The following is a 26,319-nucleotide window of genomic DNA, read 5'->3' as shown; positions in this document are numbered from 1 at the left end:
ACGCCGAGCCTTTGGGCCGGAAGCGGAAGGGGGCGGCTGCCGTTCGGCAGCCGCCCCCTTCCGTGTGTCAGTTCCGTCCCCGCTCGGGGCCGGTCAGGCCCGCACGCCTGAGGGCGTCGGCCATGGCGCTGTTCGCCGGCGGCGGAGCCTGCCGGGACCCGCCTCCGGCGGCGCTCCCGGCGCCGCTCCCGCTCCCCGCACCGCCGCCACGGCCCTGCCGCGGCTGCTGGCCACCCTGCTGCCGGCCGCGCTGCTGGGGCGGCCGTCCGCCCCGCTGGGGCCGGCCGCCGTCCTCGGCCGCGGGAGCCGCCGCCTCGTCGTCCAGGCGGAGCGTCAGCGAGATCCGCTTGCGCGGGATGTCGATGTCCAGCACCTTCACCTTGACGATGTCACCGGACTTCACGACGTCCCGCGGGTCCTTGACGAAGGTCTTGGACATCGCGGAGACATGGACGAGCCCGTCCTGGTGGACGCCGATGTCCACGAACGCGCCGAACGCGGCCACGTTCGTGACGACCCCCTCCAGGACCATCCCGGACTCCACGTCGGAGATCTTCTCCACGCCGTCCTTGAAGGTCGCCGTCTTGAAGGCGGGCCTCGGGTCGCGACCCGGCTTCTCCAGCTCCCGGAGAATGTCCGTGACGGTCGGCAGACCGAAGCTCTCGTCGACGAACTCGGCCGGCCTCAGCGAGCGCAGCACACTCGTGTTGCCGATCAGCGACGCGACCTCGCTGCCCGCCGTCTTCACCATCCGCCGCACCACGGGGTACGCCTCGGGGTGCACGCTGGACGCGTCCAGCGGGTCGCTCCCGCCCCGGATCCGCAGGAAGCCCGCGCACTGCTCGTACGCCTTCGGGCCGAGCCGGGCCACGCCCTTGAGAGCCGTACGGGAGGTGAAGGGACCGTTGGCGTCACGGTGCGCCACGATGTTCTCCGCGAGGCCGGAGGTGATGCCGGAGACCCGGGACAGCAGCCGGGCGGAGGCGGTGTTCACGTCCACACCCACGCCGTTCACACAGTCCTCGACCACCGCGTCGAGCGAACGGGAGAGCTTCACCTCGGACAGGTCGTGCTGGTACTGCCCGACACCGATCGACTTCGGGTCGATCTTCACCAGCTCGGCCAGCGGATCCTGGAGCCGGCGCGCGATCGAGACGGCGCCGCGCAGCGACACGTCCATGTCGGGCAGCTCCTGCGAGGCGAACGCGGACGCCGAGTACACCGACGCGCCCGCCTCCGACACCATCACCTTGGTGACGTTCAGCTCCGGGTGCTTCGTGATGAGCTCACCGGCGAGCTTGTCGGTCTCGCGCGAGGCCGTGCCGTTGCCGATGGCGATCAGGTCGACCGCGTGCTCCTTGGAGAGCCGGGCGAGTTTGGCGACGGCCTCGTCCCACTTGTTCGCCGGGACGTGCGGGTAGATGACGTCCGTGGCGACGACCTTGCCGGTCGCGTCGACCACGGCGACCTTCACGCCCGTACGGAAACCCGGGTCCAGGCCCAGCGTCGCACGCGTGCCCGCCGGGGCGGCGAGCAGCAGGTCCCGCAGGTTCGCCGCGAAGACGTTCACCGCCTCGTCCTCGGCGGCGGTGCGCAGCCTGAGGCGCATGTCGATGCCGAGGTGTACGAGGATGCGGGTGCGCCAGGCCCAACGGGCGGTGTCCGTCAGCCACTTGTCGCCCGGACGGCCGCGGTCGGCGATCCCGAAGCGGTGGGCGACGATCCCTTCGTACGAAGACGGGCCCTCGGTGGGCTCCTCGGGCTCCAGGACGAGATCGAGTACGTCCTCCTTCTCGCCGCGCAGCATGGCGAGGATCCGGTGCGAGGGCAGCGCCTTGAAGGGCTCGGCGAAGTCGAAGTAGTCGGCGAACTTGGCGCCGGCCTCCTCCTTGCCGTCGCGCACCTTGGCGGCGAGCCGGCCGCGCGTCCACATGCGCTCGCGAAGCTCGCCGATCAGATCGGCGTCCTCGGAGAACCGTTCGGCGAGGATCGACCGGGCGCCGTCCAGCGCGGCCTGCGGGTCGGCGATGCCCTTGTCGGCGTCGACGAAGGCCGCGGCCGCGGCGAGCGGTTCGACGGACGGGTCGGCGAGCAGGCCCTCGGCCAGCGGCTCCAGACCCGCCTCGCGCGCGATCTGCGCCTTGGTGCGCCGCTTGGGCTTGAACGGCAGATAGATGTCCTCGAGACGCGCCTTGGTCTCGGCGGCCCTGATCTGCGCCTCCAGCTCGGCGCTGAGCTTGCCCTGCTCGCGCACCGAGTCGAGGATCGCGGCCCGCCGGTCCTCGAGCTCCCGCAGATAGCGCAGCCGCTCCTCGAGGGTGCGCAGCTGCGCATCGTCGAGCATCTCCGTCGCTTCCTTGCGGTAGCGGGCGATGAAGGGCACCGTCGAACCGCCGTCGAGCAAGTCGACGGCGGCCTTGACCTGCCGCTCCCGTACGCCGAGTTCTTCGGCGATCCTGCCTTCGATGGACCCTACGAGGGGTGTCGTCACGATCCCGTACCGCCTTCTCCACTGAGGTTGCGCGGCAATTGTGGCAGGTGACACCGACAAGAGGGGCTCAGGGCGGCACACGAGGGACCGCGTGCCGCGACCCGACCCGGCCGGCGCCCCGGGCATCAGCCCCGAGCACCCGCCCACCGCGACCGCACCGGCAAGCGCTCGAAGCGCACCTTCCCGGCGCGGGCCCCGGCACACCCGGCCGGCGCAGCCGCCCGGCACATCCGCCGAGCACACCCGGCACTCGCCCGGCACACCCGCGCCCGCCCGCGTTCCAAGCGCGCCCGCTCGACGCCCACCCCCGTCGTGGCCGGCCCGTCTCTCGTACGCGCGGCCGGGGGCTGCCGGGCCCGTCAGGGGCCTCACTCCTTGCCGATCATCCCCTCCGGGAACGCGCCGGCGGCGAACGCCGTCATCAGCAGGCCCTTCGCGATCTCGGTGAGCCGTTCGACCCCGGCGGCGCCCAGGTGCTCGTAAGGAGCGCGGTCCAGGCGGTCCGTCCGGACCTCGATGTCCTGGCGCAGGTCCGCACCGGCCTGCGTCAGCCCGCCGTCCGCGTCGAGCAGCCCGCGCTCCCGCAGCCGTGCGGACGCCGCCTCCCAGTCCTGCCGAGACCAGCCACGTGTGCCGAGCACCCACCGGGGCGCCATGCCCTTGCCGGTCGCGGTGTGGCTCACCAACGCCTCCACCGGGTCGAGCCCGGCGTCGAGCAGCACCGCGAGGTGACCGTCGCCCCGGTGCTCGCGCAGCAGCGTGGCCGCGTGCCAGAGCGCCAGGTGGGGCGCCTTCGGCACGGGCAGGTCCGCGTGCGCCGCGTACAGCGGGCGGGCGGTCCGGCCGCAGGCCTCGGTCGCGCGCAGGGCGAGCTCCGCGGCCTCGGCCACCTCCACGGACGCGACGACGTCCTCGCCGAGCAGGCGCGTGAGCGTCGCGTCCACGGCGCGCAGGCGGGCCGCGAGCACCGTCTCCGGAGACGCGGTCCGCCACACCGCGGGTACATGCTCGGCGACCAGCTCGTAGCGGAAGTTGAAGAACGTGGCCGTCACCGTGCCCGCGCCGACCGCTCCCATCGCGGCGGCCCGCGCCGCGAAGTACGCGGTGCGCTCGTTCTCGATGCCGACCGCGGCCAGCTCGCGGCCCAGATCGGGCGAGAAGTAGTGCATCGAGTGCAGCGGATTGAGGACGTTGTGGCAGCGGCGCCCGGCGCGCTCCGGCAGTGGAGAGGTCATACCCCGCACATTACCGACTGGTTGGTATGCCGTGAACTCCCGGACCGGCGATGGCAGGAAAGGCGGGATCCTCGTCATTGCGGCCTTCTGCCCACCGGCCGGGAATCGAGACATGCGAATGCTCCTGATCGTCCTCCTCGACGGAGTGCGGAACCTCGGCGCACCTCGTCGGGAGTTCCGGAGCAGGAGCCGCTTCCCGCTGACGTGGACGCGAAGACTCCCGGTACCGGTCGCCGCGCCCGGCGGGCACGTTGAGCCGTCAGGGAGCCCAAGTGAAGTGCGGCCGCCTGCGTTCGAGGAAGGCGGCGACCCCCTCCGCGGTGTCGCCGCCGGCGCGTGCCTGCCGTGCCCAGTGGGCGTCGCGGTCGGTGCGCCCGTTCACGAACTCCTTGGCCGCCGCCTGTGTCAGCAGGGAGCGCGCGGCCAGGACTCGGGTGAACTCCGCGACGCGCTTGTCGAGTTCGCCCTCGGGCAGCACCTCGTCCACCAGTCCCGTGCGCAGCGCGCGCCCGGTGTCGATCAACTCGCCCGAGAAGAGCAGGTACTTGGCGGCGGACGGTCCTACCAGCGCCGCCAGCCTACGGGTGGAGGACGCCGGATAGACGATGCCGAGCTTCGCCGGAGTCACCCCGAACAGCGAGCCCTCCTGGGCGAATCGCAGATCGCAGGCGGCCGCGAGCTGGGATCCGCCGCCCACGCAGTAGCCGCGGATCGCGGCCAGGGTCGGCTTCGGGAACGCGGCGAGCGACTCCTCGGCGAGCACGGCGAGGCCCTGCGCCTCGTCCGGTGACTTCCGCAGGGTCGAGATATCGGCCCCGGCGCAGAACGTGTGGCCCTCTCCGGTGAGCACGAGCGCGTGCACGTCGGCGCGCGCGCTCAACGAGTCCAGGAGCGGCGGGAGCGCTCGCCACATCGGCGTCGTCATGGCGTTCCGCTTGGCGGGGTGATGGATGACGACGGTGGCGACCCCGTCGCCGACGTGGTGCAACAGTTGCGGCTCCATACGCCGGATGCTATCCGCACCGCCGGCCGGACTTCGATCATGGTCTCGGGCCGCCTCGCGGGCGACGCGACCGCGGGGAACGAACGGGGTCGACAGAGGGGGCAAACCCGTACAACCAGAATAGTTTCGGAAGTCGACGCGAAAGTGACAAGGGTTGTCGTATATCCGACTTTCTTGCGCATCCGCTATCAGAAGTCAGCGATAATTGCTGACTTCTGTTCAGTCAACCGGTACGGACCGGCGCATTACCAACACTCGACGTGTGGTGACAATCGAGCGCAAGGGTGGCGACCGGACGATGGAGAACCTCGGGCGGGGGTCCGACCCGAGCCCTGAAGGCGCGGTCGTGACTCCCGACGTCAGATCGCCGGGACCGCTGCCGTACGAGGGAGTGTGGCGGTTCACCGCCGCCGCCGTCGACGCCTCGGTGCCGCAGGCGCGGCACGCCGTCCGTGATCTGCTGGTCCGCCAGGGGGTGCCGGTCTCGGACGATGTCGTTCAGGGACTGCTGCTGATCGTTTCCGAACTGGTCACGAACGCCGTCAAGCACGCGGCTCTTCTGTCGCCGATGCTCGCGGTGGAGGTCGCGGTCGGCTCCGACTGGGTGCGGGTGTCCGTCGAGGACGACCACCCCTACCGTCCGACCGCCCTGGAGGCCGACCACGGGCAGACCGGCGGCCGGGGCCTGCTGCTGGTACGCGAGGTGACCAGGGAGTTCGGCGGAGGGTGCGACGTCGAGTACACCGCGGGCGGCGGCAAGGTGATCTGGGCCGCCCTGCCGCTCGCTCCGGGCCTCTGAGCCTTCGGCGGACCCGCTACCAGTCCGCGGACGGACCCGTCAGCTCCCGCATCGCCGGACGGGCCGCGTCCAGCACCGTCATGAACCACGCCGAGAACGGGTCCTTCGCGTGCCGCTCCGCCAGCTCGGCGGCGGACACGAACGCCGTCGAACCGACTTCCTCGGGGTCGGGCCGCAGCGCGGACTGGACCATCCCGACGAACAGGTGGTTGTACTCCTGCTCCACCAGCCCCGAGTCCGGGTCCGGGTGGTTGTAGCGGACCGTGCCCGCCTCGGCGAGCAGCGTCGGTGACACCCCGAGCTCCTCGTACGTACGCCTGGCCGCCGCCGCGAAGGGCGCCTCGCCCGGATAGGGGTGGCCGCAGCAGGTGTTCGACCAGACGCCGGGGGAGTGGTACTTGCCGAGCGCGCGCTGCTGGAGCAGCAGCCGGCCCTGTTCGTCGAAGAGGAACACCGAGAACGCTCTGTGCAGCTGTCCCGGGGCCTGATGGGCCGCGAGCTTCTCCGCCGTGCCGATCGTGTTGCCGTCCTCGTCGACCAGCTCCAGCAAGATCGCTTCAGCGGCGCCGTTCGACGAACTGTGCGTCGCGGTGGCAGGTGTGATCGGCATACCCATCCTTCGCATCGGTTTTCCGGCCCCAAGTCTGCCGTACGAATCCGGCACTCCCGGCACTTCGCGACTCTCCGCATGTCCCGCCCCGGGGTCCCGGGGCGGGACACGCGGCCGGCGTGGTTCAGACGCCGAACGCGGCCGGATACCTGAGCGTGCCCGGCGCCACCGGCACGGAATCGTCGAGGACGAGGGCCATCAGATGTTCGGACGGCACGTCGAATCCGGGCCGGATGCCGTGGTCGGCGGCGGGCCGGAAGCCGAACCTCGGGTAGTAACCCGGATGCCCGAGCACGAGGACGAGCGCCTCGCCCCGCGCGCGTGCCGCCTCCAGCACCGCGCGGACGACGGCCGATCCGGCGCCTTCGCGATGGAGGTCGGGACGGACGGCGACGGGCGCCAGAGCGGCCGCCGGGGCGTCGTCGACGTGACAGCGCGTGATCAGGGCGTAGGCCGCGATCGTGCCGTCCGGGGCCTCGGCCACGTACGACAGGCCGGGCAGCCATGCCCCGGGATCGGCGCGCAGCGCGTCCACCAGATCGGCCTCCTCCGCCCGGCCGAAGGCGGCGGCGGTCACGGCGTGCACCTCGGTGACGTCGGCGGTGTTCTCCCGGCGGATGCGCCAGGCAGTGCTGTGTGCTGTGTGGTCGGTCACTGTGGAAACCCTTGGATGACGGGCCCGGGCCGACGCGCCGAGTGGACGGCGGTCAGCCCCGGGCCGGGGAGACGGGGACGACGAAGTCGCTGCGCGTGGCAGCGCCGGCGACGGCCGTCATCAACCCACCTCCTGGGACCGCCGGCCACGCTAGCAGCGCCCGCTTGGCGCCGCCTCCGGATTCCCGGCGCCCGCCCGGTCCGGCCCGCCCAGTCCGGAGCCTCGCCGCCTCAGTGGCAGAGCTTCGCCTCGTGCTCCGCGTGTCCGCTCGGCTCCAGCTGGAAGGTGCAGTGCTCGACGTCGAAGTGGATGCCCAGACAGCCCTGGAGCTCGTGCAGGATCTTCTCGTGGCCGATCGCGTTCAGGACGTCGGTGCTGACGACCACGTGCGCGGAGAGCACCGGCATGCCGGAGGTGATGGTCCAGGCGTGCAGGTCGTGGACTTCCTCGACCCCGTCGAGCGCCAGGATGTGGGCACGCACCTCCGCCATGTCGACCCCCTTGGGCGCCGCCTCCAGGAGCACCTCGAGCGTCTCCTGGAGCAGTTTCCAGGTACGCGGGACGATCATCAGCGCGATGGCGATCGAGGCGATCGGGTCCGCGGCCTGCCAGCCGGTGGTCATGATCACCACGGCGGCGACGATGACCGCCACCGAGCCCAGCGCGTCGGCCGCTACCTCCAGGAAGGCCCCGCGCACGTTCAGGCTGTCCTTCTGCCCGCGCATGAGCAGCGTCAGCGAGACCATGTTGGCGACCAGACCGAACACACCGAACGCGATCGTCAGTCCGCCGTGGGTGTCCGCGGGCGTGATGAAGCGCTGGATCGCCTCGACGAGCACGTAGCCGCCGACGACGAGCAGCAGCAGACAGTTGGCGAGCGCGGCGAGGATCTCGGCCCGCGCGTAGCCGAAGGTGCGGTTCTCGCTCGGAGGGCGCGCCGCGAAGTGGATCGCGAGCAGGGCCATGCCCAGGCCCAGCGCGTCCGTCGCCATGTGGGCCGCGTCCGCGACGAGCGCGAGCGAGTCGGCGAGGAGACCGCCGAAGATCTCGGCGACCATGACGGTGAGCGTGATCGCCAGCGCGACGCGCAGCCGCCCTCGGTACGCGGCCGTCGCCGTACCGGCCGGGGGAGCGCCGTGCGCGTGCCCGTGGTCGTGCCCAGCCCCCATGGAAGCCGCCTCCTGTGTTCCGCTCGGTCGTGCCAGTCAACTACGGGCGGGGGGTATCGGGCAACGCGGCACTGAACACCGTTGTCATGTGCTCTGACCTGCGGAAACGATCCGCAGGTCAGAGCGTCGGCGCGTTCAGGCGCCGGTGGTCCCCGGGTGGTGCAGCAGCCAGCCCCGCCAGGCCGAGTCCACCATCTCGCGCACTTCTCGTCGCGCGCTCCAGCCCAGCTCGTCGGCGGCCAGAGCGGCCGAGGCGACCGCGCGGGGGGCATCGCCCGGGCGGCGCGGTTCGACGAGGGGCCGTACGGGGTTTTTGGTGACCTCGGCGATGAGCGTCACGAGCTCCCGTACGGAGACACCTTCGCCCCGGCCGATGTTCACCGTCAGATCTCCGGTCGCCCCGTCCGTCAGCCGCCGGGCCGCCGCGAGATGGGCCTCGGCGAGGTCGGCGACATGGATGTAGTCGCGTACGCAGGTGCCGTCGGGCGTCGGGTAGTCGTCGCCGAAGATCCGCGGGGCCTCGCCGCGGGTGAGGCGGTCGAACACCATCGGGACGATGTTGAAGATCCCGGTGTCGGCGAGTTCCGGCGCGGCCGCGCCCGCCACGTTGAAGTAGCGCAGGCACACCGTGGCGATCCCGTGCGCCCGGCCCGCCGCCCGCACCAGCCACTCTCCGGCGAGCTTCGTCTCGCCGTACGGGCTCATCGGGGCACAGGGGGTGCCCTCCGTGATGAGGTCGACATCGGGGTTGCCGTAGACGGCCGCCGACGAGGAGAAGACGAACCGCCTGACGCCCGCCTCCGCCACCGCCTCCAGAAGCGTCGCGAGGCCGCCCACGTTCTCCCGGTAGTAGCGCGTCGGCTCGGCCACGGACTCGCCGACCTGCTTGCGGGCGGCGAGGTGAACCACACCCGTGATCCCGTGCTCCGCCAGGACCCGCTTGAGCAGATCACCGTCCAGTGACGACCCCTGGACGAGGGGAATGCTCCCGGGAAGCCGGTCGGGTACCCCGGACGACAGGTCGTCGAGGGCGACGACGCGCTCCCCGGCCTCCGTCATCGCCCGCGCCACGTGTGCCCCGATGTATCCGGCCCCGCCTGTGATCAGCCATGTCATGGACGACCACCCTATGCGGGTGCGCGGCCGGGTCCGGTGTGCCCCGCTTTCGTGGGAGGACCGGGTGCGGCACGCCGTGCCGGGAATGTGCCGGTCCGCGAAGCGGCGCTTGTGACGCCGGCCCGGAATCCCTGATGATGATCGCGGCACCCGCTGGACAAAATCGGTTGATCGGACCGTGAACGCCTGGTGAACGCCCGCTTCCGTTCATCCGATAGCCTCTGCCGACATGCCGCCGGGGCCGCCGCCATGAGCCGGGGGCCCATCCCATTCACGCACACGCCGGACGCGAGGCCGCGCCGGTACCCCAGGGAGTGAGTTCGCTGCCGACCGCCATCCTCACCGGCCAGCCGGTCCCCGGATCGTCGCTCGAAGGCGATCTGCGGTCGCTCGGCTTCGACGTGCGTCTCGCGTCCGACGCGGGCGAGACGGAGGCCCAGCTCGCCGCCGTGCCGGCGAACCAGCGCGTCGCCGTCGTGGACGCCCGCTTCGTCGGGCATGTGCACGCCCTGCGTCTCGGCCTGACCGACCCCCGATTCGCGGCCTCCGCCCTTCCCGGCGCCGTGTCCGTGCAGCCCGAGGCCCGGCGGGCCCTGGCCCGCGCCGTGACCCGCGAGACCGTGGCCGCGGGCAACGGCGCCGTGGCCCCGGAGAACCTCGCCGAGCGTCTCGGTGAGGCCCTGGAGGCGGAAGACCTCTCCGTCCACCGTCCGGAACTCGGCACCCTCGTCGCCGAGGTCCCCGCCGATCCGCAGGAGCGCAATGGTGTCCGGCAGGCCGTCCTGGCCGTCGACGACGAGGCCGTACGGCTGCGCGGCGCCGTCAAGGCCCGTGACGGCTTCTTCACCACGTACTGCATCAGCCCGTACTCGCGCTACATCGCCCGCTGGTGCGCGCGCCGCGGCCTGACCCCGAACCAGGTCACCACCGCGTCGCTGATCACCGCGCTGATCGCCGCGGCCTGCGCCGCCACCGGTACCCGGGTCGGCTTCGTCGCCGCCGGTCTGCTGCTGCTCTGCTCCTTCGTCCTGGACTGCACGGACGGGCAGCTGGCCCGCTACTCACTCCAGTACTCGACGCTCGGCGCCTGGCTGGACGCGACCTTCGACCGCGCCAAGGAGTACGCGTACTACGCGGGACTCGCGCTCGGAGCGGCCCGCGGCGGCGACGACGTGTGGGCGCTCGCGCTCGGCGCGATGATCCTCCAGACCTGCCGGCATGTCGTGGACTTCTCGTTCAACGAGGCGAACCACGACGCCACGGCCAACACCAGCCCCACCGCCGCCCTCTCGGACAAGCTCGACAGCGTCGGCTGGACGGTCTGGGTGCGCCGGATGATAGTCCTGCCCATCGGCGAACGATGGGCGATGATCGCCGTACTCACAGCGCTGACGACCCCTCGTATCACTTTCTACGCGCTGCTCGGGGGCTGTGCCTTCGCGGCCACCTACACCACGGCCGGCCGGGTGCTGCGCTCGCTCACCCGCAAGGCGCGCCGGACGGACCGCGCCGCGCAGGCACTGGTGGACCTCACCGACTCCGGTGCGCTCGCCGAGTACCTGACCCGCTGCACGGGCCGGCTCGCGCGCGTCGCTCCGGCCGTCGTCGCCTTCGTCGCGGGCGCGGTCGTCGTGACATCCGCCGCACTCGCCCCGTACGGCAGCTGGCTGCCCGTGCTCGGTGCCGTCGTCTACGTCCTGCTGTCGCCCGCCGCCCTGCTCAGGCCCCTCATGGGCGCCCTGGACTGGCTGGTCCCGCCGTTCTTCCGCGCGGCCGAGTACCTCACCGTTCTGGCACTGGCGGTCAACGCCGGTATGAACGGAGTGCTTCCGGCGGCTTTCTGCCTGGTGGCCGCCGTCGCCTACCATCACTACGACACGGTGTACCGCATTCGCGGAAACGCCGGAGCCTCCCCGCACTGGCTGGTGCGGGCGATCGGCGGGCACGAAGGCAGGACGCTGCTGGTCACCGTCCTGGCCGCGCTGCTCACCGCCTCACAGTTCAAGGTCGCGCTCACGGCACTCGCCGTGGCCGTTGCCCTGCTGGTGCTCTTCGAGAGCATCCGCTTCTGGGTGTCCTCCGGGGCCCCCGCCGTACACGATGAAGGAGAAACCCCATGATCGGCCTCGTGCTGGCGGCCGGCGCCGGCCGGCGACTGCGCCCTTACACCGACAGCCTCCCGAAGGCTCTGGTGCCGGTGGGCCCCGCAGGCATGGAGGACTCCATCACGGTCCTGGACCTGACCCTCGGCAACTTCGCCGAGATCGGTCTGACCGAGGTCGGCATCATCGTCGGCTACCGCAAGGAAGCCGTCTACGACCGCAAGGCGGCCCTCGAGGCGAAGTACGGCCTCAAGATCACGCTGATCGACAACGACAAGGCCGAGGAGTGGAACAACGCCTACTCCCTGTGGTGCGGACGTGACGCCCTCAAGGACGGCGTGATCCTCGCCAACGGCGACACCGTGCACCCGGTCTCCGTCGAGCGGACGCTGCTCGCCGCCCGCGGCGACGGCAAGAAGATCATCCTCGCCCTCGACACGGTGAAGAAGCTCGCCGACGAGGAGATGAAGGTCGTCGTGGACCCCGAGAAGGGTGTCCAGAAGATCACCAAGCTCATGGAGCCGTCCGAGGCCACCGGCGAGTACATCGGTGTGACCCTCATCGAGGGCGCCGCCGCCGACGAGCTGGCCGACGCCCTGAAGACGGTGTGGGAGACCGACCCGCAGCAGTTCTACGAGCACGGCTACCAGGAGCTCGTCAACCGCGGCTTCCGGATCGACGTCGCGCCGATCGGTGATGTCAAGTGGGTCGAGATCGACAACCACGACGACCTGGCCAAGGGACGTGAGATCGCGTGCCAGTACTGACGAGGCTCATCCCCTCGCCGGTCGTCGTCGACATCCGTCCCGGTGCCCTGGACGACCTGGCGAGCGTGCTCAGCGACGAGCGCATCTCGCACTCGGGCAAGCTGGCCGTCGCGGTCAGCAACGGGTCGGGCGCGCGGCTGCGCGACCGGCTCGCCCCGGCGCTGCCCGGAGCCACCTGGTACGAGGTCGGCGGCGGCACGCTCGACGACGCCATCCGGCTGGCCGACGAGATGCGGTCCGGGCACTTCGACGCTGTCGTGGGCCTGGGCGGCGGCAAGATCATCGACTGCGCGAAGTTCGCCGCGGCACGGGTCGGTCTGCCGCTCGTCGCCGTCCCGACCAACCTCGCGCACGACGGACTGTGCTCGCCGGTCGCCACCCTGGACAACGACGCGGGCCGCGGCTCCTACGGAGTGCCGAACCCCATCGCGGTCGTCATCGACCTCGACGTGATCCGTGAGGCGCCGATCAGGTTCGTCCGGTCCGGCATCGGCGACGCGGTGTCCAACATCAACGCGATCGCGGACTGGGAGCTGGCCAACCGCGTCAAAGGCGAGAAGATCGACGGCCTGGCCGCCGCGATGGCACGCCAGGCGGGCGAGGCGGTGCTCCGGCACCCCGGCGGTGTCGGAGACAACGACTTCCTCCAGGTCCTGGCCGAGGCGCTGGTCCTGACCGGCATCTCGATGTCGATCTCCGGCGACTCCCGGCCCGCCTCGGGCTCCTGCCACGAGATCAACCACGCCTTCGACCTCCTCTTCCCCCAGCGCGCCGCGAGCCACGGCGAGCAGTGCGGACTGGGCGCGGCCTTCGCGATGCATCTGCGCGGAGCCCACGAGGAGGCGGCACACATGGCCGAGGTACTGCGCCGGCACGGACTGCCGGTGCTGCCCGAGGAGATCGGCTTCACCGTGGACGAGTTCGTCCAGGTCGTGGAGTTCGCTCCGCAGACCCGGCCCGGGCGCTACACGATCCTCGAGCACCTCGACCTGAAAACCCACCAGATCAAGGACACCTACTCCGACTATGCCAAGGCCATCGGTAGCTGAACTCCGCCCCGTCGTTCATCCCCCAGGGGTGAAGGACCGGCGCAGCGGTGAGCACTGGGCGGGACGCCTGTACATGCGAGAGATCTCGCTGCGCTGCGACCGCTACCTGGTGAACACCAGGATCACGCCCAACCAGCTCACGTACCTGATGACCCTCTGCGGCGTGCTCGCGGCCCCCGCCCTTCTGGTGCCGGGGATCGCGGGCGCGGTGCTCGGCGTGGTGATGGTCCAGCTCTATCTGCTGCTCGACTGCGTCGACGGCGAGATAGCGCGCTGGAAGAAGCAGTACTCGCTCGGCGGGGTCTACCTCGACCGCGTCGGCGCCTATCTCACCGACGCGGCCGTGCTCGTCGGCCTCGGCCTGCGCGCCGCCGACCTGTGGGGCACCGGACGTATCGACTGGCTGTGGGCCTTCCTCGGCACACTGGCCGCCCTCGGCGCGATCCTGGTCAAGGCGGAGACCGACCTCGTCGGCGTCGCCCGCCACCAGACCGGGCTCGCTCCGGTCCAGGAGTCCGCGTCCGAGCCCCGGTCCTCCGGTGTGGCGCTGGCCCGCAGGGCCGCCGCCGCGCTGAAGTTCCACCGGCTGATCCTCGGCATCGAGGCGTCCCTGCTGATCCTCCTCCTCGCCGTCGCGGACCAGATCAGGGGCGACCTGTTCTTCACCCGGCTCGGCACCGCCGTGCTCGCCGGCATCGCGCTCCTCCAGACCGTGCTGCACCTGGTGTCCATCCTCGCTTCGAGCAGGCTCAAGTGAGTACGGCGACGAAGGTCGGCGCGGTGATCATCACCATGGGCAACCGCCCCGACGAGCTCAGGGCGCTCCTCGACTCCGTCGCCAAGCAGGACGGCGACCGCGTCGAGGTGGTCGTGGTCGGCAACGGCTCGCCCGTCCCGGACGTCCCCGCGGGTGTCCGGACGGTCGAGCTGCCGGAGAACCTCGGCATCCCCGGCGGCCGCAACGTGGGCATCGAGGCCTTCGGCCCCGGCGGCACCGACGTGGACGTCCTGCTCTTCCTGGACGACGACGGCCTGCTGGCCCGCCACGACACGGCCGAACTGTGCCGCCGGGCCTTCGCCGACGACCCCCGGCTCGGCATCATCAGCTTCCGCATAGCCGACCCCGAGACCGGCGAGACCCAGCGCCGCCATGTCCCGAGGCTGCGCGCCGCCGACCCGATGCGCTCCTCGCGCGTCACCACGTTCCTCGGCGGCGCCAACGCGGTCCGCACGAAGGTCCTGGCCGAGGTCGGCGGGCTCCCGGACGCCTTCTTCTACGCCCATGAGGAGACCGACCTGGCCTGGCGGGCCCTCGACGCCGGCTGGATGATCGACTACCGCTCCGACATGGTGCTGAACCACCCGACGACCGCCCCGTCACGGCACGCGGTGTACCACCGGATGGTGGCCCGCAACCGCGTCTGGCTCGCTCGCCGGAACCTTCCCGCGCCACTCGTCCCGGTCTACCTCGGCGTCTGGATGCTCCTGACGTTGCTGCGCCGTCCCTCGCGGGCCGCGCTGCGAGCCTGGTTCGGCGGATTCCGGGAAGGCTGGAGGAGTCCGTGCGGACCGAGGCGCCCCATGAGGTGGCGCACGGTGTGGCGGCTGACCCGACTGGGCCGGCCCCCGGTCATCTGACAAGCTCGATCCTGAGAGCACCCGGGCACAACCCGGGCCCCGGCTCATGCCGGCGCCCGGCCGGCCGTGCGCCTCTCGAAGACGAAAGTTTCCCCTTGTGAGTACGACGCATGACGGCGGCATCGCGGTGAGCGACCGACCCTCGCCCGACGACGGGCTGTCCGCGGCCGACCTGGCAGCCAGGTACGGCCTCGCGGTCAGCGGCGCCCGTCCCGGACTGGTCCAGTACGTTCGCCAGCTGTGGGGCCGACGGCACTTCATCCTCGCCTTCTCACAGGCCAAGCTCACCGCCCAGTACAGCCAGGCCAAACTCGGCCAGCTCTGGCAGGTGGCGACGCCGCTGCTGAACGCGGCCGTCTACTACTTCATCTTCGGCCTGATCCTGAAGGCCGACCGCGGGATGTCGCACGACGTGTACATCCCGTTCCTGGTGACGGGCGTCTTCGTCTTCACCTTCACGCAGAGCTCGATCATGGCCGGTGTCCGGGCGATCTCGGGCAACCTGGGACTGGTGCGCGCCCTGCACTTCCCGCGCGCCTCGCTGCCCGTCTCGTTCGCCCTCCAGCAGCTCCAGCAGCTGCTCTTCTCGATGATCGTGCTGTTCGTCGTGGCGATCGGCTTCGGCAGCTACCCGGGCATGTCCTGGCTGCTGATCGTCCCGGTGCTGTTCCTCCAGTTCCTGTTCAACACCGGCCTCGCGCTGATCGTGGCGCGGATGGGCTCCAAGACGCCCGACCTCGCCCAGCTCATGCCGTTCCTCCTGCGCACCTGGATGTACGCCTCCGGTGTCATGTTCTCCATCAGCACCATGCTGGCCGGCCGGCCCGAGTGGATCGCCCGGGTGCTCCAGGCGAACCCGGCCGCCGTCTACATGGACCTGATGCGTTTCGCCCTCATCGACGGCTACGGGGCCTCCCACCTGCCGCCGCACGTGTGGGCCATCGCCGTCTTCTGGGCCGTGACCACGGCCGTCGGCGGTTTCGTCTACTTCTGGAAGGCTGAGGAGAGGTACGGCCGTGGCTGAGCTCGAGAAGAGGTCGCACATCCCGACCGTCATCGCGGACGAACTGCACATCGTCTACCGCGTGAACGGCGCCAAGACCGGCAAGGGCAGCGCCACCTCCGCCCTCAGCCGCATCCTCAAGCGCGGCGAGGAGCGTGGTGTGCGCAAGGTGCACGCCGTCAAGGGTGTCTCCTTCACCGCGTACCGGGGCGAGGCCATCGGCCTGATCGGCTCGAACGGTTCCGGCAAGTCCACGCTGCTGCGGGCCATCGCCGGCCTGCTCCCCGCGGAGAAGGGCAAGGTCTACACCGACGGCCAGCCCTCGCTGCTCGGCGTGAACGCGGCCCTGATGAACGACCTGACCGGCGAGCGGAACGTCATCCTGGGCGGCCTCGCCATGGGCATGTCCCGCGAGCAGGTCAGGGAGCGCTACCAGGAGATCGTCGACTTCTCGGGCATCAACGAGAAGGGCGACTTCATCACCCTGCCGATGCGGACCTACTCCTCGGGCATGGCGGCCCGGCTGCGGTTCTCCATCGCCGCGGCCAAGGACCACGACGTCCTGATGATCGACGAGGCCCTCGCCACCGGTGACCGCTCCTTCCAGAAGCGGTCCGAGGCCCGCATCCGCGAGCTGCGCAAGAGCGCGGGCACGGTGTTCCTGGTCAGCCACAACAACAAGTCCATCCGCGACACCTGCGACCGCGTGCTGTGGCTGGAGCGCGGCGAGCTGCGCATGGACGGCCTGACCGAGGACGTCCTCAAGGAGTACGAGAAGTTCACGGGCAAGTAGCCCGTTTCGCCCACGACAGGACCCGGGCCCCGCCGGAACTCTCCGGCGGGGCCCTGCGTCTGCAAGGGAAACGCCAACTCCCGTCAGCAAGAGGAATCTTGACGCCAATCGGTGTGTTGTTGTGATGTGCAGGACACCCCGGCGGAGTGTGGCGCGTTGTACAACGTAAGCTGTACCGGTGCTGAATCGCGTCAAGTAGGGCGATAATACGCGACACCCGGCACCGTCACGCCGAGCGGATTTCCGGGCGGCGTGTCCGAAATGGGCAGTGTTGGGTCGGCAGTGTAGAACGGGAGGTGTGACGGCAATGGCTACGGTGACTCTCCAGCTCCGCGATGCGTGTGCCGTCCTCGCGCCGGGCGGCGAGCGGTGACCGAAGCCGGGACGGCCCGCACCGGCGATCCGGTGCGAGGCACCCTCGACAAGGCCGCGGACGAGAACTTTCCCGTGGCCCCGTTCTTCCTGCCCAGGGCCTGGCGCGACGACCTGATGGCCGTGTACGGCTTCGCCCGTCTCGTGGACGACATCGGTGACGGCGACCTCACCCCCGGTGGTACCGACGCTCGGCTCCTCGGCGTGGCCGACGCGGACGCCGACGACCGTCTCGTCCTCCTCGACGCACTCGAAGCCGATCTTCACCGGGTGTTCGACTCGGCCCCGCGCCACCCCCTGCTGCGCCGGCTCATGCCCACGGTCCGCCGCGCGGATCTGACCCCCGAGCCCTTTCTCGGCCTGATCGCGGCCAACCGCCAGGACCAGCTCGTCAAGCGTTACGAGACCTACGACGATCTGCTCGCCTACTGCGAACTGTCCGCGAATCCCGTCGGCCGCCTGGTCCTCTCCGTCACCGGAACGTCCACGCCCGAGCGGGTCCGCCGCTCCGACGCGGTGTGCACGGGCCTCCAGATCGTGGAGCATCTCCAGGACGTGGCCGAGGACCTCGGCCGCGACCGCGTCTACCTGCCCGCCGAGGACATGAAGCGCTTTCACGTCGTCGAAGCGGATCTTGCCGTCCGCACAGCAGGCGCATCGGTGCGAGCACTGGTTGCATACGAAGCAGAACGAGCCTTGAACCTCCTGAATGAAGGCACCCCCCTCGTGGGTAGCGTCCACGGCAGGCTGAAACTGCTGCTCGCGGGGTTCGTGGCAGGGGGAAAGGCGGCGATCCGCGCGATCGCCGCCGCCGAATACGACGTACTTCCCGGCCCGCCCAAGCCCGGCAAGCTCCAGCTGCTGCGCGAGGTGGGAGTGACTCTGCGAGGAGAGGGGTGATCCGGACCGTGGAGTCGGAACAGCACGTGTCCGCACCGGTACTCGCCGCGTACAGCTACTGCGAGGCGGTGACCGGTCAGCAGGCCCGTAATTTCGCGTACGGCATCAGGCTGCTGCCGACGTCCAAGCGGCGTGCGATGTCGGCGCTCTACGCGTTCTCCCGGCGCGTCGACGACATCGGCGACGGCACGCTGGCGCCGGAGGTGAAGTCGGTGCGCCTGGAGGAGACCCGGGCGCTGCTCGCCCGTGTCCGCGCGGGCGACGTCGCCGAGGACGACACCGACCCGGTCGCGGTCGCCCTCAGCCACACCGCCGAGTACTTCCCGGTGCCCCTCGGGGGCCTGGACGAGCTCATCGACGGTGTGCTGATGGACGTGCGCGGTGAGACGTACGAGACCTGGGACGACCTGAAGGTGTACTGCCGGTGCGTGGCAGGAGCCATCGGGCGGCTCTCGCTCGGGGTCTTCGGCACCGAGCCCGGGGCGCGTGGCGCCGAGCGCGCGCCGGAGTACGCCGACACGCTCGGGCTCGCGCTCCAGCTCACCAACATCCTGCGGGACGTCCGGGAGGACGCCGAGGGCGGGCGCACCTATCTGCCCGCCGACGACCTGGCCAAGTTCGGCTGCTCGGCCGGGTTCGACGGACCGACTCCGCCGCAGGGCTCCGATTTCGCGGGCCTCGTGCACTTCGAGGTACGGCGCGCCCGTGCCCTCTTCGCGGAGGGCTACCGGCTGCTGCCAATGCTGGACCGGCGCAGCGGCGCCTGTGTCGCGGCGATGGCGGGGATCTACCGGCGTCTGCTCGACCGGATCGAGCGCGAGCCGGAGGCCGTGCTGCGCGGCCGGGTGTCCCTGCCGGGACGCGAGAAGGCGTACGTCGCCGTGCGCGGCCTCTCCGGCCTCGACGCCCGGCACGTCTCCCGCCGTACGGTCCGGAGGCGTGTCTGATGGACGCGTGTCCGATGGGCGGAACGGGCGGTGGTGATACGGCCGGCGGGAAGTGGCAGGCAACCCTCCGGCGCCGGGTGGCGTCCCTGACTTCAACGGCTTGCCGTGGATCGTTCGACCACCACGGCGATGCCGCAGGGGAGGGTGCGTGATGAGCGAGGGTGAGTCCACGGACGACTCCGGCCGGGCCGGCGCCGTGGTGATCGGTGGCGGGCTCGCCGGCATCACCGCCGCGCTCGCGCTGGCCGATGCCGGGGTCCGGGTGACGCTGCTCGAAGGCCGGCCGCGCCTCGGCGGTCTCGCGTTCTCCTTCCGGCGCGGCGAACTCACCGTGGACAACGGACAGCATGTCTTCCTGCGCTGCTGCACCGCCTACCGCTGGTTCCTCGACCGTGTCGACGCGACGGCTCTCGCGCCCTTGCAGGATCGTCTCGACGTGCCCGTTCTCGACGCGGAGGCGCCCTCCGGGCGACGGCTCGGCAGAATCGGCCGCACCGCGCTGCCCGTGCCGCTGCACCTGGCGCGCAGCCTCGCGACGTACCAGCATCTGTCCCTCGCCGAGCGTGCCAGAGTCGGCCGTGCCGCGCTCGCGCTCAAGGGCCTGGATCTCACCGATCCGGCACTCGACGCGCAGAACTTCGGCGACTGGCTCGCCGGGCACGGTCAGTCGGAACGTGCGGTCGAAGCACTGTGGGACCTCGTGGGGGTCGCCACCCTCAACGCGGTGGCCAAGGACTCCTCGCTCGGCCTCGCCGCGATGGTGTTCAAGACGGGTCTGCTGTCCGACCCGGGCGCGGCCGACATCGGCTGGGCGCGCGTCCCGCTGGGCGAACTGCACGACACCCTGGCCCGCAAGGCGCTCGACTCCGCGGGCGTGCGTACCGAGATCCGTACACGAGTCACCTCCGTCTCCCGCTACGAAAACGGACGCTGGAGCGTTCAGGTTCCCGGCGAACGCATCGAGGCCGACACGGTCGTGTTCGCCGTACCCCAGGACGAGGCCCACAGGCTGCTGCCCGAAGGAGCGCTCGACGCCCCCGAGCGGCTTCTGGACATCGGCACCGCGCCGATCCTCAACGTCCACGTCGTCTACGACCGCAAGGTCCTCACCGCTCCGTTCTTCGCGGCGCTCGGCTCCCCGGTTCAGTGGGTCTTCGACCGCACCGAGTCCTCGGGGCTCAGGGACGGGCAGTATCTGGCGCTGTCGCAGTCGGCCGCGCAGGACGAGATCGACGAGCCGGTCGCCGTGCTCCGGGAGCGTTATCTGCCGGAGCTGGAGCGGCTGCTGCCCGGTGCGCGCGGCGCCGGGGTCAAGGACTTCTTCGTGACCCGGGAGCGCACCGCGACGTTCGCCCCCGCCCCGGGCGTCGGGCGGCTGCGGCCCGGTGCCCGTACCAAGGCCCCCGGCCTGTACCTGGCCGGAGCGTGGACCGCCACAGGGTGGCCCGCGACCATGGAGAGTGCGGTTCGCAGTGGAGTCGGTGCGGCGGACGCCGCGCTGGACGCCCTGGGCCGGCCCCGCGACCACCTCCTCGGACTCTTCGAGGAGGCGGCATGAAGCTCGACCGGAGCATGGCAGGTCCCCGCACCCCCGGTACCGCAACAAGAGGAGAGATTGTGCCCACTGTGCCCCCGGCCGAAACGGCTGCCGACGCGGTGGACGTGACCGCGCTCCTGGAGCGCGGCCGGACCCTGGCCACACCGGTGCTCAAGGCGGCCGTGGACCGCCTGGCGCCGCCCATGGACACCGTCGCCGCCTACCACTTCGGCTGGATCGACGCCGAGGGCAAGCCCGCGGACGGCGACGGCGGCAAGGCGGTACGCCCCGCGCTCGCCGTGCTCTCCGCGCAGGCCGCCGGCGCCGCCCCCGAGGTGGGCGTCCCCGGAGCGGTCGCGGTCGAGCTGGTGCACAACTTCTCGCTGCTGCACGACGACCTGATGGACGGCGACGAACAGCGCCGCCACCGCGACACCGTCTGGAAGGTGCACGGCCCCGCCCAGGCGATCCTGGTCGGCGACGCCCTGTTCGCGCTGGCCAACGAGGTCCTCCTGGAGCTCGGCACCGTCGAGGCCGGCCGGGCCACCCGGCGTCTGACGACCGCCACCCGGGCCCTGATCGACGGCCAGGCCCAGGACATCTCCTACGAGCACCGCGACCGCGTCAGCGTCGAGGAGTGCCTGGAGATGGAGGGCAACAAGACCGGCGCCCTGCTCGCCTGCGCCTGCTCCATCGGCGCGGTCCTCGGCGGCGCCGACGACCTCACCGCCGACACGCTGGAGCGCTACGGCTACCACCTGGGCCTCGCATTCCAGGCGGTCGACGACCTCCTCGGCATCTGGGGCGACCCGGAGGCCACCGGGAAGCAGACCTGGAGCGATCTGCGCCAGCGCAAGAAGTCCCTGCCGGTCGTGGCCGCGCTCGCAGCGGGCGGTCCCGCCTCCGAGCGGCTCGGCGACCTGCTCGCCGAGGACGCCAAGGCCAGCGACTTCGAGAACTTCTCCGAGGAGGAGTTCGCCGTGCGCGCCGCGCTCATCGAGGAGGCGGGCGGCCGCGAGTGGACCGCCCAGGAGGCGCGTCGCCAGCACGCGATCGCCATCGAGGCGCTGGACGCCGTACCGATGCCCGAACAGGTACGCGCCCAGCTCGTGGCGCTGGCCGACTTCGTCGTCGTGCGGAAGAGATGATCGTTATCGGTCGAATAAACCTCGCGTAGTCGCCGGCCGGTGCCTTCCCCAAGCTTCGAACCTCGTTCGAGCGGGGGGATATCCATCCGAACGAACGCACCGGCCGACGGCGGACCCACAGCAGAGACACACCACTGCACGAAGGGGAAGCCATGACAGCGACGACCGACGGAAGCACCGGGGCCCTGCCGCCCCGCGCTGCCTCGGCCAGCGAAACCCGCGAGACGACTCCCGAGGCGGCCGGGACAGTCGAGACCCGAGACGCCGCCACGCGCGCCATGGAGCGGGCCACGGACTTCCTGCTGGCACGGCAGGACGCCCAGGGCTGGTGGAAGGGCGACCTCGAGACGAACGTCACCATGGACGCCGAGGATCTGCTGCTCCGCCAGTTCCTGGGAATCCGCGACGAGCCGACCACCCGCGGCGCGGCGCTGTTCATCCGCGGCGAGCAGCGCGAGGACGGCACCTGGACCTCGTTCTACGGCGGACCGGGCGAGCTCTCCACCACCATCGAGGCGTATGTCGCCCTGCGGCTGGCCGGTGACGCCCCGGACGACCCCCACATGGCGAGGGCGGCCGCGTGGATCCGCGAGCGCGGCGGCCTCGCCGCGGCCCGGGTCTTCACCCGGATCTGGCTCGCCCTCTTCGGCTGGTGGAAGTGGGACGACCTGCCCGAACTCCCTCCGGAACTCATCTACTTCCCGAAGTGGATGCCGCTGAACATCTATGACTTCGGCTGCTGGGCGCGGCAGACGATCGTGCCGCTCACCGTCGTCTCGGCCAAGCGTCCGGTGCGGCCCGCGCCGTTCCCGCTGGACGAGCTGCACACCGACGCCCGCAATCCCAATCCGGTCAGGCCCCTTGCTCCCATGGCCAGTTGGGACGGCGCTTTCCAGCGCATGGACAAGGCGCTGCACCAGTACCGCAAGGTCGCGCCGCGCGCCCTGCGCAGAGCGGCGATGAACACGGCCGGCCGCTGGATCATCGAGCGCCAGGAGAACGACGGATGCTGGGGAGGCATCCAGCCGCCCGCCGTCTACTCGGTCATCGCGCTGCATCTGCTCGGCTACGACCTCGAACACCCGGTGATGCGCGCGGGACTGGCCTCGCTGGACCGTTTCGCCGTGTGGCGCGACGACGGCGCCCGGATGATCGAGGCCTGCCAGTCGCCGGTGTGGGACACCTGCCTGGCCACCATCGCGCTGGCCGACGCGGGAGTGCCCGCCGACCATCCGCAGCTCGTCAAGGCCGTGGACTGGATGCTCGGGGAGGAGATCGTCCGGCCCGGCGACTGGTCGGTCAAGCGACCCCAACTTCCGCCGGGTGGCTGGGCGTTCGAGTTCCACAACGACAACTACCCTGACATCGACGACACCGCGGAGGTCGTCCTCGCACTGCGCCGCGTCCGGCATCACGACCCGGACCGCGTCGAGAACGCCATCGGACGCGGGGTCCGCTGGAATCTCGGCATGCAGTCCAAGGACGGCGGCTGGGGCGCGTTCGACGTCGACAACACCAGCCCCTTCCCCAACCGGCTGCCGTTCTGCGACTTCGGGGAGGTGATCGACCCGCCTTCCGCGGACGTCACGGCGCACGTGGTGGAGATGCTGGCGGTCGAGGGGCTCACCCAGGACCCGCGCACCCGTCGGGGCATCCGCTGGCTCCTCTCCCATCAGGAGCCGAACGGGTCCTGGTTCGGGCGCTGGGGCGTCAACTACGTATACGGAACAGGGTCGGTGGTCCCGGCGCTCGTGGCGGCGGGGCTGCCCGGCTCGCATCCCGCGATCCGCCGCGCCGTGGCCTGGCTGGAGACCGTGCAGAACGACGACGGCGGCTGGGGCGAGGACATGCGCTCCTACGAGGACGTCCCCGGATGGAGCGGACGCGGCGCCTCGACCGCCTCACAGACCGGCTGGGCGCTGCTCGCCCTGCTGGCCGCGGGGGAGCGGGACTCCAAGGCCGCGGAGCGCGGGGTGGTCTGGCTCGCGGAGACCCAGCTGTCCGACGGCACCTGGGACGAGCCGTACTTCACGGGGACCGGCTTCCCGTGGGACTTCTCGATCAACTACAACCTCTACCGCCAGGTCTTTCCCCTGACCGCGCTCGGCCGCTACGTCCACGGAGAGCCCTTCGCCGTGACCGAGGGGGGCTGATGGACAGGCTGCCCGCACCGGAACCGCTACTGATCGCCTGCGCGCTCGGCATCGAGCACCTCGCCCTGCGCAGCGGCGACCGGAGCGGCGCGGGCGGGCCGGTCACCGTGCTGCGTACCGGCATGGGGCCGAGGGCCGCCGACCGGTCGGTCACCCGGGTGCTCGCCGACCCGGCACTGTCCTCGGCGGCCGTGCTGGCCACCGGCTTCTGCGCGGGGCTGGCCCCGGGCATGCACCCCGGTGACCTCGTCGTCGCCGAGGAGACCCGTGACCCGGGCGGCACCACGCCCTGCGTGGGCACCGATCTGCTGGTCAAGGAACTCGTGCGGGCCCTGCCCGGCCGCACCGTCCACACGGGGCCCCTCACCGGCTCCGATCATGTAGTACGCGGTCACGAGCGCTCCGATCTGCTCGCGACCGGCGCCATCGCCGTCGACATGGAGTCGGCGGCCACGCTGCTCGGCGCCGTCCGCTCGGGCACCCGTCCCGTTGCGGCCGTCCGGGTGGTCGTGGATGCTCCAGAACATGAACTGGTCCGAATCGGCACGTTTCGCGGTGGAATATCAGCCTTCCGCGTACTTCGTTCCGTGCTTCCAGCTTTTTTCGAATGGCACCGTTCTTTGTCGCTCCCTCGGAGGTGAGCCGTATGGCCATGCCGCTTCGGCAGTCCATGAAGGTCGCTGCATACCTGTTTGAACAGAAGCTCAGGAAGCGGGACAAGTTCGCCCTGCTCGTCGAACTGGAGCCGCTCTTCGCGTGCAACCTCGCGTGCGAGGGCTGCGGCAAGATCCAGCACCCCGCCGGTGTGCTCAAGCAGCGCATGCCGGTCGCCCAGGCGGTGGGCGCGGTCCTCGAATCCGGTGCTCCGATGGTGTCCATCGCCGGCGGCGAACCGCTGATGCACCCTCAGATCGACGAGATCGTGCGGCAGTTGGTGGCGAAGAAGAAGTTCGTGTTCCTCTGCACCAACGCGATGCTGCTGCGCAAGAAGATGGACAAGTTCAAGCCCTCGCCGTACTTCGCGTGGGCCGTGCACATCGACGGGCTGCGCGAGCGGCACGACGAGTCCGTCGCGAAGGAAGGCGTCTTCGACGAGGCCGTCGAGGCGATCAAGGAGGCCAAGCGGCGCGGCTTCCGGGTCACCACGAACTCGACCTTCTTCAACACCGACACCCCGCAGACCGTCATCGAGGTGCTGAACTACCTCAACGACGACCTCAAGGTCGACGAGATGATGCTCTCGCCCGCCTACGCCTACGAGAAGGCCCCCGACCAGGAGCACTTCCTCGGCGTCCAGCAGACCCGGGAACTGTTCAAGAAGGCCTTCGCGGGCGGCAACCGGCGCCGCTGGCGGCTCAACCAGAGCCCGCTCTTCCTGGACTTCCTGGAAGGCAAGGTCGACTTCCCCTGCACCGCGTGGGCGATCCCGAGCTACTCGCTCTTCGGCTGGCAGCGGCCCTGCTACCTGATGAGCGACGGCTACGTGCCGACGTACAAGCAGCTCCTGGAGGAGACCGACTGGGACTCCTACGGCCGCGGCAGGGACGAGCGGTGCGCGAACTGCATGGCGCACTGCGGCTACGAGCCGACCGCGGTCCTCGCCACCATGGGCTCTCTCAAGGAGTCGATCCGGGCGGCCCGCGAGACCTTCACGGAAAGCCGCGGGTGACGTCGTGACCGCCGTTTCCCTGGGCCTCCCCGAGGTTCCCCTCCGGCCGATCGCGGAGCGCCGTGTGTCGCGGCGGATCCAGGTCGGAGCGGTGGCGGTCGGCGGCGGGGCGCCCGTGTCGGTGCAGTCGATGACCACGACCCGTACGTCGGACGTCGGCGCGACGCTCCAGCAGATCGCGGAACTGACGGCGTCGGGATGCCAGATCGTCCGTGTCGCCTGCCCCACGCAGGACGACGCGGACGCGCTCGCGACCATCGCCCGCAAGTCGCAGATCCCGGTGATCGCTGACATCCACTTCCAGCCGAAGTACGTGTTCGCCGCGATCGACGCCGGCTGTGCGGCCGTCCGTGTCAACCCCGGCAACATCAAGCAGTTCGACGACAAGGTGAAGGAGATCGCGCGGGCCGCCAAGGACGCCGGGATCCCGATCCGTATCGGTGTGAACGCCGGTTCGCTGGACCGGCGGCTGCTGGAGAAGTACGGCAAGGCGACGCCCGAGGCGCTCGTCGAGTCCGCGCTGTGGGAGGCGTCGCTCTTCGAGGAGCACGGCTTCCGGGACATCAAGATCTCGGTGAAGCACAACGACCCGGTCGTCATGGTCAACGCCTACCGTCAGCTGGCCGCCGCCTGCGACTACCCGCTGCACCTCGGCGTCACCGAGGCGGGCCCCGCCTTCCAGGGCACCATCAAGTCGGCCGTCGCCTTCGGTGCCCTGCTCTCCGAGGGCATCGGCGACACCATCCGGGTCTCGCTGAGCGCGCCGCCCGCAGAGGAGTGCAAGGTCGGCATCCAGATCCTGGAGTCGCTCGGACTGCGGCAGCGGCGCCTGGAGATCGTCTCCTGCCCGTCCTGCGGGCGCGCCCAGGTCGACGTGTACAAGCTGGCCGACGAGGTCACGGCCGGCCTGGAGGGCATGGAGGTCCCGTTGCGGGTCGCCGTCATGGGCTGTGTCGTCAACGGTCCCGGCGAGGCGCGGGAGGCGGATCTGGGGGTCGCCTCCGGCAACGGCAAGGGGCAGATCTTCGTCAGGGGCGAGGTCATCAAGACCGTCCCCGAGTCGAAGATCGTGGAGACCCTCATCGACGAGGCGATGAAGATCGCGGAGCAGATGGAGAACGACGGCGTCGCGTCCGGGGAACCGGCCGTCACCGTGAGCTGAT

General features: G+C 70.7%; 24 protein-coding genes. 17 read left to right on the top strand and 7 right to left on the bottom strand.

Going from position 1 to position 26,319, the window contains the following annotated elements:
- Window positions 1-67 precede the first annotated feature (67 nt).
- The 3 genes from ABZV42_RS09565 to ABZV42_RS09555 form a co-directional block, all read right to left on the bottom strand.
- On the bottom strand, window positions 68-2,491 hold the full coding sequence (locus tag ABZV42_RS09565; protein WP_355982980.1) for a Tex family protein: 2,424 nt from the start codon (window positions 2,489-2,491) through the stop codon (window positions 68-70).
- A 368-nt stretch (window positions 2,492-2,859) separates the two neighbouring features.
- Entirely contained in the window at window positions 2,860-3,726 is an 867-nt protein-coding gene (locus ABZV42_RS09560) for a hypothetical protein (RefSeq protein ID WP_355982982.1), read from the bottom strand.
- Between the two features lie 259 nt (window positions 3,727-3,985).
- Window positions 3,986-4,729 carry an enoyl-CoA hydratase-related protein gene (locus ABZV42_RS09555; protein ID WP_356051425.1) on the bottom strand — a complete coding sequence of 248 codons (744 nt, stop codon included), beginning with the start codon at window positions 4,727-4,729 and terminating at the stop codon, window positions 3,986-3,988.
- Between the two features lie 298 nt (window positions 4,730-5,027).
- On the opposite strand from ABZV42_RS09555, the gene ABZV42_RS09550 reads away from it, so the two are divergent.
- On the top strand, window positions 5,028-5,528 hold the full coding sequence (locus tag ABZV42_RS09550; RefSeq protein ID WP_355983012.1) for an ATP-binding protein: 501 nt from the start codon (window positions 5,028-5,030) through the stop codon (window positions 5,526-5,528).
- Between the two features lie 16 nt (window positions 5,529-5,544).
- Here the strand turns inward: ABZV42_RS09550 and idi are convergent, their stop codons facing one another.
- The 4 genes from idi to galE form a co-directional block, all read right to left on the bottom strand.
- Entirely contained in the window at window positions 5,545-6,138 is a 594-nt protein-coding gene (gene idi, locus ABZV42_RS09545) for an isopentenyl-diphosphate Delta-isomerase (RefSeq protein ID WP_355982986.1), read from the bottom strand.
- Between the two features lie 124 nt (window positions 6,139-6,262).
- Window positions 6,263-6,793, bottom strand: coding sequence for an N-acetyltransferase (locus ABZV42_RS09540; RefSeq protein ID WP_355982988.1), 531 nt, complete (start codon window positions 6,791-6,793; stop codon window positions 6,263-6,265).
- Window positions 6,794-7,023: 230 nt separating this feature from the next.
- Complete coding sequence (locus tag ABZV42_RS09535; RefSeq protein WP_355982990.1) at window positions 7,024-7,962, bottom strand: cation diffusion facilitator family transporter; 939 nt, start codon at window positions 7,960-7,962, stop codon at window positions 7,024-7,026.
- Between the two features lie 135 nt (window positions 7,963-8,097).
- Complete coding sequence (galE, locus tag ABZV42_RS09530) at window positions 8,098-9,078, bottom strand: UDP-glucose 4-epimerase GalE (RefSeq protein ID WP_356051423.1); 981 nt, start codon at window positions 9,076-9,078, stop codon at window positions 8,098-8,100.
- A gap of 323 nt (window positions 9,079-9,401) precedes the next feature.
- On the opposite strand from galE, the gene ABZV42_RS09525 reads away from it, so the two are divergent.
- From ABZV42_RS09525 to ispG, 16 genes are all read left to right on the top strand, one after another.
- A complete protein-coding gene (locus tag ABZV42_RS09525; RefSeq protein ID WP_355983014.1) occupies window positions 9,402-11,198 on the top strand; it encodes a DUF5941 domain-containing protein in 1,797 nt (598 codons plus the stop codon).
- A complete protein-coding gene (locus ABZV42_RS09520; RefSeq protein ID WP_355982994.1) occupies window positions 11,195-11,947 on the top strand; it encodes a phosphocholine cytidylyltransferase family protein in 753 nt (250 codons plus the stop codon). Before ABZV42_RS09525 ends, ABZV42_RS09520 begins: the two co-directional genes overlap by 4 nt.
- Window positions 11,935-12,996: an iron-containing alcohol dehydrogenase family protein gene (locus tag ABZV42_RS09515; protein ID WP_355982996.1), complete on the top strand. Its 1,062-nt coding sequence runs from the start codon at window positions 11,935-11,937 to the stop codon at window positions 12,994-12,996. The genes ABZV42_RS09520 and ABZV42_RS09515 overlap by 13 nt, the downstream gene beginning before the upstream one ends.
- Complete coding sequence (locus ABZV42_RS09510; RefSeq protein WP_355982998.1) at window positions 12,974-13,753, top strand: CDP-alcohol phosphatidyltransferase family protein; 780 nt, start codon at window positions 12,974-12,976, stop codon at window positions 13,751-13,753. Before ABZV42_RS09515 ends, ABZV42_RS09510 begins: the two co-directional genes overlap by 23 nt.
- Window positions 13,754-13,788: 35 nt before the next feature.
- On the top strand, window positions 13,789-14,634 hold the full coding sequence (locus tag ABZV42_RS09505; RefSeq protein WP_355983016.1) for a glycosyltransferase: 846 nt from the start codon (window positions 13,789-13,791) through the stop codon (window positions 14,632-14,634).
- Between the two features lie 46 nt (window positions 14,635-14,680).
- Window positions 14,681-15,658: an ABC transporter permease gene (locus ABZV42_RS09500; RefSeq protein WP_356051421.1), complete on the top strand. Its 978-nt coding sequence runs from the start codon at window positions 14,681-14,683 to the stop codon at window positions 15,656-15,658.
- Window positions 15,651-16,430, top strand: coding sequence for an ABC transporter ATP-binding protein (locus tag ABZV42_RS09495; RefSeq protein ID WP_356051419.1), 780 nt, complete (start codon window positions 15,651-15,653; stop codon window positions 16,428-16,430). Before ABZV42_RS09500 ends, ABZV42_RS09495 begins: the two co-directional genes overlap by 8 nt.
- Window positions 16,431-16,799: 369 nt before the next feature.
- Window positions 16,800-17,702, top strand: coding sequence for a squalene synthase HpnC (gene hpnC / locus ABZV42_RS09490; protein WP_355984454.1), 903 nt, complete (start codon window positions 16,800-16,802; stop codon window positions 17,700-17,702).
- Window positions 17,699-18,649: a presqualene diphosphate synthase HpnD gene (gene hpnD / locus ABZV42_RS09485; RefSeq protein WP_355984453.1), complete on the top strand. Its 951-nt coding sequence runs from the start codon at window positions 17,699-17,701 to the stop codon at window positions 18,647-18,649. The genes hpnC and hpnD overlap by 4 nt, the downstream gene beginning before the upstream one ends.
- Window positions 18,649-18,801 carry a DUF6380 family protein gene (locus ABZV42_RS09480; RefSeq protein ID WP_355984452.1) on the top strand — a complete coding sequence of 51 codons (153 nt, stop codon included), beginning with the start codon at window positions 18,649-18,651 and terminating at the stop codon, window positions 18,799-18,801. Before hpnD ends, ABZV42_RS09480 begins: the two co-directional genes overlap by 1 nt.
- Window positions 18,801-20,207 (top strand): hydroxysqualene dehydroxylase HpnE, encoded by a 1,407-nt coding sequence (gene hpnE / locus ABZV42_RS09475; protein WP_355984451.1) that lies wholly within the window; start codon window positions 18,801-18,803, stop codon window positions 20,205-20,207. The genes ABZV42_RS09480 and hpnE overlap by 1 nt, the downstream gene beginning before the upstream one ends.
- Window positions 20,204-21,334, top strand: coding sequence for a polyprenyl synthetase family protein (locus ABZV42_RS09470; protein ID WP_355984450.1), 1,131 nt, complete (start codon window positions 20,204-20,206; stop codon window positions 21,332-21,334). Before hpnE ends, ABZV42_RS09470 begins: the two co-directional genes overlap by 4 nt.
- A 152-nt stretch (window positions 21,335-21,486) precedes the next feature.
- On the top strand, window positions 21,487-23,487 hold the full coding sequence (shc, locus tag ABZV42_RS09465) for a squalene--hopene cyclase (protein WP_355984449.1): 2,001 nt from the start codon (window positions 21,487-21,489) through the stop codon (window positions 23,485-23,487).
- Window positions 23,487-24,128: a 1-hydroxy-2-methyl-2-butenyl 4-diphosphate reductase gene (locus tag ABZV42_RS09460; RefSeq protein ID WP_355984448.1), complete on the top strand. Its 642-nt coding sequence runs from the start codon at window positions 23,487-23,489 to the stop codon at window positions 24,126-24,128. The genes shc and ABZV42_RS09460 overlap by 1 nt, the downstream gene beginning before the upstream one ends.
- 5 nt (window positions 24,129-24,133) lie before the next feature.
- Window positions 24,134-25,156: an adenosyl-hopene transferase HpnH gene (gene hpnH / locus ABZV42_RS09455; protein WP_355984447.1), complete on the top strand. Its 1,023-nt coding sequence runs from the start codon at window positions 24,134-24,136 to the stop codon at window positions 25,154-25,156.
- Window positions 25,157-25,160: 4 nt separating this feature from the next.
- Complete coding sequence (gene ispG / locus ABZV42_RS09450; RefSeq protein ID WP_356051417.1) at window positions 25,161-26,318, top strand: flavodoxin-dependent (E)-4-hydroxy-3-methylbut-2-enyl-diphosphate synthase; 1,158 nt, start codon at window positions 25,161-25,163, stop codon at window positions 26,316-26,318.
- Window position 26,319 lies beyond the last annotated feature (1 nt).

The organism is Streptomyces sp. NPDC005281 (genome assembly GCF_040607495.1).
In the GTDB taxonomy this organism is placed as follows: domain Bacteria; phylum Actinomycetota; class Actinomycetes; order Streptomycetales; family Streptomycetaceae; genus Streptomyces.
The sequence above is the reverse complement of the archived record's forward strand: the minus strand, read 5'-3'. Positions and strand labels throughout refer to the sequence as shown.